A 10,159-nucleotide genomic window follows, 5' to 3' on the forward strand; every position below is an offset into this window, starting at 1 on the left:
GCCGGCTCCTGTCCGATTGGTGCAGGAGCCGGCTGGCCGGCGAACAGTCCCTCAATCCTGCCTTGGCAACTCGATCACGAAACGGGTCCAGCCCGCCGCCGATTCGCATCGGATCTGCCCGCCGTGGGCACGAATGATCGACTGAGTGATCGCCAGCCCCAACCCCGCATGTTCACTGCTGCCTTCGCGCCGTGCCGGGTCGGCCCGGTAGAAACGGTCGAACAGGCGCGGCAGTACATCCTTGGCGATCCCTTCGCCGGTATTCTCGATGCTCAGGCTCAGGTGCCCGGCACTTTCGTTGATGCGCACCTTGACCGCGCCCCCGGCCGGAGTGAAGCGCAGGGCATTGTCCAGCAGGTTGGACAACGCCCGACGCAGCATGCTGCGGTCCCCGGCAATGCCGGCCTGGCCTTCACGGGTCAGTTCGATCTGTGCGTCTTCGGCCAGGGGGCCATAGAACTCCAGCAGCATGTCGGTTTCCTGGGCCAGCTCCAGCGCTTCGCGCCTGGGTGTAAGCAAGCCGTGGTCGGCCTTGGCCAGGTACAGCATGTCGTTGACCAGTTGCGCCATCCATTGCAGCTCCTCCAGGTTGCTGTGCAGGGCTTCGCGATAGTCCTCCAGCGGCCGGGGGCGGGTCAGGGTGACCTGGGTGTGGGTCAGCAGGTTCGACAAAGGGGTGCGCAGTTCGTGGGCGATGTCGGCGGAAAATGCCGAGAGGCGCTGAAACGACTCTTCAAGACGGCCCAGCATGGCGTTGAAGCTGCTGGCCAGTTCCGCCAGCTCGGCGGGCATCTGTTCCTGGGGCAGGCGCTGGGTCAGGGAACTGGCGGAGACCCCGGCGGCCACCGCGCCCATGCGCCGCAACGGGCGCAGGCCACTGCGGGCGGCCCAGGCGCCGAGCAGGGCAGTGGCCAGGGCCGAGAGGCCCACGGTGAGCCAGATCAGGTGTTGCATTCGCTGCAGAAAGTGCTGGTGATGGGTGATGTCGAGGATCAGGGTCAATTGCGGCGAGGCCGCCTGGCCGGGATTCAGCGCTGCTGTGTAGAGCCGGTAGGCGGTGCCGGCCTGCTCCAGGCTGCGCAGGCCGGCACCGCCAGGCAGAGAGGCGGGCAGGTCGGGGGCGCTGTCGAACCAGAGCTGGCCATTGACGTCGCCGACTCGTAGCTGCAGGTCCGGCTGGTGGCTCAGCTCATCCTGCAGTCTGGCCTGGCTCGGGGGGAAGTCCCCGGCCTCGTTGACATCCTGCAAGGCGCTGCGCAGGGCCAACAGCTTGCCGTCCAGCAGTTGCTGATCCAGTTCGATGAAATGAGCTTCGCTGGCGCGGCTGAACAACACCCCCGCCAACAATGAGACCACTGCGGTGCAGGCGGCGAACAGCAGCGCCAGGCGCCCGCTCAGGGACAGGCGGCGCATCAGGCCTGGCGCTCTTCGAGCACGTAGCCCATGCCGCGCACGGTATGGATCAGTTTGTTCGGGAAATCGTCGTCGATCTTCAGGCGCAGGCGGCGGATGGCTACTTCGATGACGTTGGTATCGCTGTCGAAATTCATGTCCCAGACCTGGGAGGCAATCAGCGACTTGGGCAGGACTTCGCCCTGGCGCCGCAGGAGCATTTCCAGCAGGGCGAATTCCTTGGCGGTCAGGTCGATGCGCTGGCTGCCGCGTTCTACCCGGCGGCGGATCAGGTCCAGGCGCAGGTCTGCCAGTTGCAGGCTGGTTTCCTGGGCCACGGCGCTGCCCCGGCGCAGCAGGCTGCGGACCCGGGCCAGCAGTTCGGAGAAGGCAAAAGGCTTGACCAGGTAGTCGTCGGCCCCCAGTTCCAGGCCGTGCACCCGGTCTTGCACGGCATCCCGGGCGGTGAGGAACAGTACCGGCATCTCCAGCCCGGCGCTGCGCACCGCCTGGAGGATCTGCCAGCCGTCGCGACCCGGCAGCATCACGTCGAGAATCAGCAGAGCGTAGTCGCCGGTCAGGGCCAGGTGCTGGCCGGTGCTGCCGTCGGCCACCAGTTCGGCGTTGAAGCCGGCCTCGCTCAGGCCCTGGCGCAGGTAGTGGCCGGTTTTGGGTTGGTCTTCGACGATCAGCAGTTTCATGGTGGGACTCGTGGCGGTTGGAACCCGGGCTTTATACCGTGCAGCAGGCCAGGGCAGTGCAAGCTGACAAAGTTGTAATCTGCATGTCAGCTGGCTGGCAGCGGCAGGGCTCTAGAGTGTGCCACAGGCTGAATCCCGATCTTGTTGGAGTCTGATGATGAGTATGCAAAACCTGTTGTGGCGAAGCCGGTCGATCCTGGGGGGCTGCCTGATGCTGTTGAGCGCACCGCTCTGGGCCTCGCCGGCCGGCTCCTACGATTTTGGCCAGCCGGCGCCTGCGGCCAAGGCCACTCGCAGTGTCGAGGTGGTGATGGGGGACATGTCGTTCAATCCCAAGGCCCTGGAGATCAAGGCCGGCGAGACGGTGCGATTCGTGCTGATCAACAAGGGGCAGTTGCTGCACGAGTTCAATCTGGGCAACGCGGCCATGCATGCCGAGCACCAGCAGGAAATGCTCAAGATGCAGCAGAGCGGCATGCTCACCCCGACCGGCATGAAGGCGATGGATCATGGAGCCATGGGCCACGGCTCAATGGCAGGCATGGACCATGGCATGCAGCATGACGATCCCAACAGCGTGCTGGTGGAGCCGGGCAAGCAGGCGGAACTGACCTGGACCTTCAGCAAGAGCGGCAACCTGGAGTTCGCCTGCAACATTCCAGGGCACTACCAGGCCGGGATGGTGGGCAAGCTGACGGTCACCCCATAGGCATCCGGGGCTCAAAGGCGGGAGCAAAGGCTGATAGAATCCGCTGATTCTTCAGTCAGGTTTCCGCCATGCATCCCGCAGCCGAACATTCGCCGCTGGGCAAGTCCAGTGAATACGTCTCCACTTACACCCCGTCCTTGCTGTTCCCGATTCCCCGGGCGGCAAAATGGGCCGAGCTGGGCTTGAGTGCCGATACCCTTCCTTATAAGGGCGTGGACTACTGGAACTGCTTCGAGTTGTCCTGGCTGCTGCCGTCGGGCAAGCCGGTAGTGGCTATCGGTGAGTTCAGCATTCCCGCCGATTCGCCGAACATCATCGAATCCAAGTCGTTCAAGCTGTACCTCAATTCGCTGAACCAGACGCCGTTCGATGATCGGGCGACCCTTGAGGCCACCTTGCGCACTGATCTGTCGGCTGCTGCCGGCAAGCCGGTAGGCGTGCGGATCCGCAGCCTGCAGGAGGTCGAGGCCGAAGGCGTGGTGGCGCTGCCTGGGGTGTGTATCGATGATCTGGATATCAGTGTCGACAGCTATGAGCACCCGCGCCCCGAACTGCTGCGCTGCGATGCTTCGCGCGTGGTGGAGGAGAGCGTGCACAGTCATCTGCTCAAGTCCAACTGCCCGGTAACCAGCCAGCCGGACTGGGGCAGCGTGGTGGTGCAATACCGGGGCGCGGCTCTGGATCACGCCAGCCTGCTGGCCTATCTGGTGAGCTTCCGCCAGCACTCGGACTTTCACGAACAGTGCGTGGAGCGGATCTTTCTCGACCTGCAACGCTTGCTCAAGCCGGAGAGACTCACCGTGTATGCGCGTTATGTGCGCCGCGGTGGGCTGGATATCAACCCTTACCGCAGTACCGAAACCGCGGATTTCGCCAATCACCGGTTGGTACGCCAGTAAAAGCAAAGCCCCGCTCCGAGAGCGGGGCTTTTGCTTTGTGGGGTTGGCTACCGGGGGTTGCTCAGATGCCGATGTTGCCCAGGGTCTGGACGATATTGCGCAGGGTTCCGGCAATCGCCGGGTGCTCCAGTTCGAAGCGTTCCACGGCCAGGTTGACGCCGTCGGCGAGGCTGGCGTCCTGGGTGCCGGTCTCCAGTTTGAGTTGCAGTTCGATCTGCTGCATCAGCTCTTGCAGATTGTTGCGCTCGGCTTCGGAAAGCGGTGGGTTCTGTTCCAATTGCTCGCGCAGGGTGTCGAGTTGTTCTTGCAGTTCGCGGGCAGGCATGGCGTTCTCCCTTTATTGATAGGCACAGGGATGGACCGCGCTGTCGAGTCAAAGGTCCATGCCCACGGCTTAGAGTAATCCACTCCCAGGCGCTGTGCATGATCCTGATCAACAGGCTTATGTCAGGGTTTTTCACCCTTGAGCCGGCGCAGTTCGATGTCCGCCAGGCAGGTGTTCAACTCCCCCAGATGGTCGATGACCGAATGCACCCCCAGGCCGAAGAGCTGCACCGTGGCCTTGCCACGCTTGAATTCCCGTTCCCGCTGGCTCAGGGCCTGCCATTCGCTGGGGGTCATGCCGCACAGGGAGCCGCAAGAGGCCAGGCCGATGGTCCAGAGGCCGGCATTGAGGCCCGACTGCAGCAGTTGGGGTTCGCCGCTGACCAAGACACAGCCGTCGATGCCTTTGACGTTGAGCGCCATCAGCGCCTGCCAGCAGGCATCGGGTGCAGGCCAGGGGGCGGGGGAGTGAGGTGCCGGCTTGATCCAGTCCGGCAGGATGGCAGCCAATTGGCGGCTACTGGCGGGGAGCAGTTGCTCCAGCCAGGCGCAGGGGATGCCTTGCTGATGCAGGCGCCGCAGCGTTTCCAGTGCGCCAGGTGTGGCTTGGGCTTGCTCCGGATCAGGTTTGTCCGTGGCTTGCTGGCGCATCCGCGCGCCGAAATCCACCAGGCAGCCACTGAGGCCGAAGAGTACGGCAGTCAACGGGCGTGCGGGTTGCACTGAGGCGTCGGCGTGGGGCATGTCAGCGTCCTTGAAATACCCTTGGAGGCTAGCGGCAGAACATGACATGCAGGTGACAGTACGGTGAATGGCAGCAAGGTTGGCTGAACCCCGGCTGAAGACGGTTTGCGGTGATGCTGCCTAAACCGGCATATCCGCTTTATACTCCTGAACTTATCCTCAGGGCATAGCCCCACGAGAGAACAATCGAAGGAGTTTCCTGCTATGCGCTGGAGCCGTTATCTAGTTCCACTATGTATGAGTGCCGGTGTGACGCTGGCTCCCCTGGTTGCCCAGGCGGCCGAAGATGATCCATGGGAAAGCATCAACCGTCCCATCTTCACCTTCAACGATACGCTGGATACTTATGCCCTGAAGCCTCTGGCGCAAGGCTATCAGGCCGTCACTCCGCAGTTTCTGGAAGATGGCATCCACAACATGTTTCGCAACATCGGTGATGTCGGCAACCTCGCCAATGACATCCTCCAGGCCAAACCTGGTGCTGCCGGTGTCGACACTGCGCGACTGTTGATGAACACCACCCTGGGCCTGGCGGGCTTTTTTGATGTCGGTACCAAGATGGGCCTGCAGCGCAATGACGAAGACTTCGGCCAGACCCTCGGTCATTGGGGCGTGGGCAGCGGTCCCTACGTGATGCTGCCGTTGCTGGGGCCAAGCACCCTGCGTGATGCGCCGGCCAAGTATGTCGACAGCTACACCGAACCCTACCGCTACATGAATGACATCCCCGCGCGCAACATCACCATGGGTGTGGATGTCGTCGATACCCGTGCCAGCCTGCTCTCGGCGGACAAGCTGATTCGCGGTGACAAATACACCTTCATTCGCAATGCCTACCTGCAGAATCGCGAATTCAAGATCAAGGACGGCAAGGTCGAAGACGACTTCTAGGCTCGACTGTCCTGCACAAACTGAAAAGGCGGCCTGATGGCCGCCTTTTTCATGGGTTGGAATCTTTACTTCATTTTAAGGATTGTAAGTCCAAGTTTCTGGCCACCACCTTCTTGTGGGTTGACCCATACCACTTCCGTCTCTGCTTCCAGCCCCCTGAGGGCTGCGTGCTCTGAGTCGATACGTACACTCAACTGATCGCCGACCTGGAACGAACGTGGTGCCTGCACCTGCATGCCGCTGCTGGAAAGATCGATGCAGACCGCTTCGATCACCTGCCCCTGATGGATCAGCGTGACCTCTGCATCCACCCGCATGCGGATGTAATCGCGCTTTTCGCTGTAGTCACGCTGGTTTTGGTTCATGGGTTCCATCCTGCGATTGAGTTGCGGTTTTAGCGGTTTTTATAACTCCCGGTGATTTGCGGTGTAAAGACGTCAGGCGACCATCGGCATGAGCTTGAAACGCCCCGCGGATGGGAGTACCGTCTGCGCCTTAGAAGGGCACCTCTGATGGTCGGGCGTGCAGGGCTCAAGGTCCTGGCCTGGCTTGCAGAGTGGCTAGAAAGCGAATCCAGTAGCGTGCCTCAGGCCCCAGGCCAGAGCACCTACGCCAACCTAATTCTGGCGCCGTTTGCCCACATGCAAAAAACCAGTGCCACGCTGCTGATAATCGATGACGACGAAGTAGTGCGCGCGAGCCTCGCGGCCTATTTGGAAGACAGTGGCTTCAGCGTACTGCAGGCCGCTAACGGCCAGCAGGGTCTTCAGGTATTCGAGCGCGACAACCCCGATCTGGTGATCTGCGATCTGCGCATGCCGCAGATGGGCGGTCTCGAGCTTATCCGTCAAGTGACCGAACTGTCCCCGCAAACCCCGGTGATCGTGGTTTCGGGTGCGGGCGTCATGAACGATGCGGTTGAAGCCCTGCGCCTAGGCGCGGCGGACTACCTGATCAAGCCGCTGGAAGATCTGGCTGTGCTCGAGCACTCGGTGCGCCGCGCCCTGGATCGTGCTCGCCTGTTGCTGGAAAACCAGCGTTACAGAGAGAAGCTTGAAGCCGCCAACCGCGAGCTCGAAGCCAGCCTCAATCTGCTCCAGGAAGACCAGAACGCCGGTCGACAGGTGCAGATGAATATGCTGCCGACCAGCCCCTGGTCGATTGACGAATTCAACTTTGCCCACCAGATCATCCCGTCGTTGTACCTGTCGGGTGATTTTGTCGACTATTTCCGTGTCGACGAGCGCCGGGTGGCCTTCTACCTGGCGGATGTTTCCGGTCATGGTGCGTCGTCGGCCTTTGTCACCGTGCTGTTGAAGTTCATGACCACCCGTTTGCTGTTCGAGTCCAAGCGCAATGGCACCTTGCCGGAGTTCAAGCCTTCGGAAGTGCTAGGCCATATCAACCGTGGCCTGATCAGTTGTAAGCTGGGCAAACACGTCACGATGGTCGGTGGAGTCATCGACGAGGAGACTGGCTTGTTGACCTATAGCATTGGCGGGCACTTGCCGTTGCCGGTGTTGTACACCCCCGACAGTGTGCGTTATCTGGAAGGGCGTGGTTTGCCGGTGGGCCTGTTCAACGAGGCCACCTACGAAGACCACATTCTGGAGCTGCCGCCGGTGTTCAGCCTGACGCTGATGTCCGATGGCATCCTGGACCTTTTGCCCGAGCCTACACTCAAAGAGAAAGAAGCAGCCTTGCCCGAACGGGTGAGGGCGGCGGGCGGCAGCCTGGATGGCTTGCGGCAAGTTTTTGGATTGGCCACGCTAGGGGAGATGCCGGATGATATCGCCCTGTTAGTGTTGAGCAGGAACCTTCAATGAGTACCGGTAGAATCCAGTTCGCCGAGCAGGATGGCACCTTCGTCCTGAAGTTCGTCGGTGAAGTGCGCCTGACCCTGTGTTCGGCGCTGGATGCGACTATTGAGCGGATTTTCACCGCGCTGAATTTTTCGGCGATCGTGATCGATCTGACAGAAACCCGCAGCATCGACAGCACCACCCTGGGCCTGCTGGCCAAGCTCTCGATCCTGTCGCGGCAGAAAGTCGGTCTGTTGCCCACCGTCGTCACCACCCACGAAGACATTACCAGGCTGTTGCAGTCCATGGGCTTCGATCAAGTGTTCAACATCGTCGATCGCCCGATTCCCTGCCCGGAATGCCTGACCGACCTGCCGTCCCAGGACCAGTCGGAAGAAGTGGTACGGGTCAAGGTCCTGGAGGCGCACAAGATCCTCATGGGCCTTAATGACTCCAACCGTGAAGCCTTTCACGATCTGGTGAATGCCCTGGAGCGTCACTGATCGACTGAAACGCTAGCGCACAAAAAAGGGCGAACCTGTGAGGGTTCGCCCTTTTTGCGTTGACGCGAAGCGATCAGAGCTTTGCAGCCAGCAGGGCTTCGAGCTTTTCCTGGTCGCGGGCGAACTGGCGGATGCCTTCAGCCAGCTTTTCGGTAGCCATGGCGTCTTCGTTGGAGGCCCAGCGGAACTGTGCTTCGTTCAGGCTCTGGCGAGCTTCACCGGTCTTGCCCGGGCTCAGCTTGCGTTCCAGCTTGCCGGTGTCGGCGGCAAGCTTCTCAATCAGATCCGGGCTGATGGTCAGGCGATCGCAGCCGGCCAGTTGCTCGATCTGGTTGAGGTTGCGGAAGCTTGCCCCCATGACCACGGTCTTGTAGTCATTGGCCTTGTAGTAGTTGTAGATGCGGGTAACCGACTGCACGCCCGGATCGTCAGCGCCCTGATAGTCGTTGCCGGTAGCCTTCTTGTACCAGTCGTAGATCCGCCCTACGAATGGAGAAATCAGAAACACCCCGGCTTCGGCACAGGCCACGGCCTGGGCGAAGGAAAACAGCAGGGTGAGGTTGGTCTGGATGCCTTCGCGCTCCAGCTTTTCGGCGGCGCGGATGCCTTCCCAGGTAGAGGCGATCTTGATCAGCACCCGATCACGGCCGATGCCGGCCTTGTCATACAGCTCGATCAGCCGATGGGCGCGCTTGAGCATGGCTTCGGTATCGAACGACAGGCGGGCGTCCACCTCAGTGGAAATACGGCCCGGAATGACCTTGAGAATCTCCTGGCCGACAGCCACGCCGAAACGGTCGCTGGCCAGGCCGACATCGCCTTTGCAGTCGTTGACGCAGGCATTCAGCAGATCGGCATAACCCGGGATGGCCGCAGCCTTGAGCAGCAGCGAAGGGTTGGTGGTGGCATCCACCGGCTTGACCCGGGCGATGGCGTCGAAGTCACCGGTATCGGCCACTACGGTGGTGATTTTCTTCAGTTGTTCCAGCTTGGAAGTCATGAGCGTGCTCTGTCCTATGGGTCTGACGACATTACCCGAGCGCTGTCAGGCGCTCAAGGGCGCGGAATGCTAACTACGGCCCCAAAGTCCGTGACCTGAAAACAGTCGTTTGAATGCTGGGGCACTGTCCAGTAGATACGATGCCAAAAGCCCGGCCAGGTTCAACCCGGCCGACGCTTAACGTCCTTCCAGCAACTGCCCGGCCTGATCCAGCAGGGCCAGCGGATCCTGGGTCTTGTGGATATCCACCGACAACAGCTGGCGGAACTTGCGAGCACCGGGGAAGCCCGTGCCCAGCCCTAGGACATGGCGCGTGATGTGGTGCATGGCGCCACCGGCAGCCAGGTGCTCGGCAATATAGGGGCGCAACCGGGCCAGCGCCTCGGCCCGGGAAATCACCGGCTCAGTGCTGCCAAACAGCTGCTGGTCTACCTCGGCCAGCAGATAGGGGTTGTGATAGGCCTCACGGCCCAGCATCACCCCATCGAAAGTCTGCAGATGTTCATGACAGGCCTCGAGGGTCTTGATCCCACCGTTGAGGATGATTTCCAACTGTGGGAAATCCGCCTTCAATTGCGCCGCCACGTCGTAGCGCAGCGGGGGAATGTCCCGGTTCTCCTTGGGCGAGAGGCCTTCGAGAATGGCGATTCGTGCGTGCACGGTAAAGCTGCTGCATCCGGCTTCCATGACCTGGCCGACGAAATCGCATAGCTCGGCATAACTATCGCGACCGTTGATACCGATCCGATGCTTGACCGTCACGGGAATCGACACCGCATCGCGCATGGCTTTCACGCAATCGGCCACCAGCGCCGGATGGCCCATCAGGCAGGCACCGATCATGTTGTTCTGCACCCGGTCGCTGGGGCAACCGACGTTGAGGTTGACCTCATCGTAGCCATGCTCCTGGGCCATGCGCGCGCACGCCGCGAGATCCGCCGGCGTGCTGCCCCCCAGTTGCAACGCCAGAGGGTGCTCGGACGGGTGGTAGCGCAGGAAGCGCTCGTGATCACCATTGAGCAGCGCACCCGTGGTGACCATTTCGGTGTAGAGCAAGGTGTGCTTGGACAGTAGGCGCAGGAAGAATCGGCAGTGACGATCCGTCCAATCCATCATCGGCGCCACGCTGAAGCGCCGGGAAGGTTCTGAACGGGAAGGGCTTGAAGCGGTAAAGGGCATGGGATGTTTGTCGCT

Annotated in this window: 12 protein-coding genes; 5 read left to right on the forward strand and 7 right to left on the reverse strand. The window is 61.4% G+C overall.

The genetic code is table 11. The annotated features are described in order from the left end of the window. Positions 1-51: 51 nt before the first annotated feature. On the reverse strand, positions 52-1,413 hold the full coding sequence (locus tag A9971_RS02605; protein ID WP_161467192.1) for a heavy metal sensor histidine kinase: 1,362 nt from the start codon (positions 1,411-1,413) through the stop codon (positions 52-54). Continuing rightward, a complete protein-coding gene (locus A9971_RS02610; RefSeq protein WP_041116967.1) occupies positions 1,413-2,093 on the reverse strand; it encodes a heavy metal response regulator transcription factor in 681 nt (226 codons plus the stop codon). The genes A9971_RS02605 and A9971_RS02610 overlap by 1 nt, the downstream gene beginning before the upstream one ends. 157 nt (positions 2,094-2,250) lie before the next feature. Here A9971_RS02610 and A9971_RS02615 point away from each other — a divergent pair, with 157 nt between their 5' ends. After that, positions 2,251-2,802: a plastocyanin/azurin family copper-binding protein gene (locus A9971_RS02615; protein WP_019093682.1), complete on the forward strand. Its 552-nt coding sequence runs from the start codon at positions 2,251-2,253 to the stop codon at positions 2,800-2,802. Between the two features lie 68 nt (positions 2,803-2,870). Next, entirely contained in the window at positions 2,871-3,701 is an 831-nt protein-coding gene (gene queF, locus A9971_RS02620; protein ID WP_011060287.1) for an NADPH-dependent 7-cyano-7-deazaguanine reductase QueF, read from the forward strand. 61 nt (positions 3,702-3,762) lie between these two features. Here the strand turns inward: queF and A9971_RS02625 are convergent, their stop codons facing one another. Together A9971_RS02625 and A9971_RS02630 are read right to left on the reverse strand one after the other, a co-directional pair. Next, positions 3,763-4,026 (reverse strand): DUF4404 family protein, encoded by a 264-nt coding sequence (locus A9971_RS02625; protein ID WP_011060288.1) that lies wholly within the window; start codon positions 4,024-4,026, stop codon positions 3,763-3,765. A gap of 122 nt (positions 4,027-4,148) precedes the next feature. Further along, positions 4,149-4,769, reverse strand: coding sequence for an HAD family phosphatase (locus A9971_RS02630; RefSeq protein WP_161467191.1), 621 nt, complete (start codon positions 4,767-4,769; stop codon positions 4,149-4,151). 204 nt (positions 4,770-4,973) lie between these two features. On the opposite strand from A9971_RS02630, the gene A9971_RS02635 reads away from it, so the two are divergent. Beyond that, positions 4,974-5,660 (forward strand): VacJ family lipoprotein, encoded by a 687-nt coding sequence (locus A9971_RS02635; RefSeq protein WP_011060290.1) that lies wholly within the window; start codon positions 4,974-4,976, stop codon positions 5,658-5,660. Between the two features lie 65 nt (positions 5,661-5,725). Here the strand turns inward: A9971_RS02635 and A9971_RS02640 are convergent, their stop codons facing one another. Further along, complete coding sequence (locus A9971_RS02640) at positions 5,726-6,025, reverse strand: PilZ domain-containing protein (protein ID WP_011060291.1); 300 nt, start codon at positions 6,023-6,025, stop codon at positions 5,726-5,728. A 276-nt stretch (positions 6,026-6,301) separates the two neighbouring features. On the opposite strand from A9971_RS02640, the gene rssB reads away from it, so the two are divergent. Together rssB and rssC are read left to right on the forward strand one after the other, a co-directional pair. Beyond that, positions 6,302-7,486: a two-component system response regulator RssB gene (gene rssB / locus A9971_RS02645; protein ID WP_026020041.1), complete on the forward strand. Its 1,185-nt coding sequence runs from the start codon at positions 6,302-6,304 to the stop codon at positions 7,484-7,486. After that, positions 7,483-7,965: an anti-sigma factor antagonist RssC gene (gene rssC / locus A9971_RS02650; protein WP_003218919.1), complete on the forward strand. Its 483-nt coding sequence runs from the start codon at positions 7,483-7,485 to the stop codon at positions 7,963-7,965. The genes rssB and rssC overlap by 4 nt, the downstream gene beginning before the upstream one ends. Positions 7,966-8,038: 73 nt before the next feature. On the opposite strand, the gene tal is transcribed toward rssC, so the two are convergent. Both tal and dusA read right to left on the reverse strand, forming a co-directional pair. After that, positions 8,039-8,965, reverse strand: a complete 927-nt coding sequence (gene tal / locus A9971_RS02655) for a transaldolase (RefSeq protein WP_011060293.1) — start codon at positions 8,963-8,965, stop codon at positions 8,039-8,041. Between the two features lie 177 nt (positions 8,966-9,142). Then, positions 9,143-10,144, reverse strand: coding sequence for a tRNA dihydrouridine(20/20a) synthase DusA (dusA, locus tag A9971_RS02660; RefSeq protein WP_047285009.1), 1,002 nt, complete (start codon positions 10,142-10,144; stop codon positions 9,143-9,145). Positions 10,145-10,159 lie beyond the last annotated feature (15 nt).

Source organism: Pseudomonas sp. UME65, from assembly GCF_014170225.1.
GTDB lineage: Bacteria > Pseudomonadota > Gammaproteobacteria > Pseudomonadales > Pseudomonadaceae > Aquipseudomonas > Aquipseudomonas protegens.

What these genes read in the sequence shown, in the direction of transcription:
- rssC (WP_003218919.1), top strand. Translation starts at nt 7,483, where the DNA reads ATGAGTACCGGTAGAATCCAGTTCGCCGAGCAGGATGGCACCTTCGTC.
- A9971_RS02625 (WP_011060288.1), bottom strand. Translation starts at nt 4,026, where the DNA reads ATGCCTGCCCGCGAACTGCAAGAACAACTCGACACCCTGCGCGAGCAA.
- dusA (WP_047285009.1), bottom strand. Translation starts at nt 10,144, where the DNA reads ATGCCCTTTACCGCTTCAAGCCCTTCCCGTTCAGAACCTTCCCGGCGC.
- A9971_RS02640 (WP_011060291.1), bottom strand. Translation starts at nt 6,025, where the DNA reads ATGAACCAAAACCAGCGTGACTACAGCGAAAAGCGCGATTACATCCGC.
- A9971_RS02635 (WP_011060290.1), top strand. Translation starts at nt 4,974, where the DNA reads ATGCGCTGGAGCCGTTATCTAGTTCCACTATGTATGAGTGCCGGTGTG.
- A9971_RS02610 (WP_041116967.1), bottom strand. Translation starts at nt 2,093, where the DNA reads ATGAAACTGCTGATCGTCGAAGACCAACCCAAAACCGGCCACTACCTG.
- A9971_RS02630 (WP_161467191.1), bottom strand. Translation starts at nt 4,769, where the DNA reads ATGCCCCACGCCGACGCCTCAGTGCAACCCGCACGCCCGTTGACTGCC.
- A9971_RS02605 (WP_161467192.1), bottom strand. Translation starts at nt 1,413, where the DNA reads ATGCGCCGCCTGTCCCTGAGCGGGCGCCTGGCGCTGCTGTTCGCCGCC.
- A9971_RS02615 (WP_019093682.1), top strand. Translation starts at nt 2,251, where the DNA reads ATGAGTATGCAAAACCTGTTGTGGCGAAGCCGGTCGATCCTGGGGGGC.
- queF (WP_011060287.1), top strand. Translation starts at nt 2,871, where the DNA reads ATGCATCCCGCAGCCGAACATTCGCCGCTGGGCAAGTCCAGTGAATAC.
- rssB (WP_026020041.1), top strand. Translation starts at nt 6,302, where the DNA reads ATGCAAAAAACCAGTGCCACGCTGCTGATAATCGATGACGACGAAGTA.
- tal (WP_011060293.1), bottom strand. Translation starts at nt 8,965, where the DNA reads ATGACTTCCAAGCTGGAACAACTGAAGAAAATCACCACCGTAGTGGCC.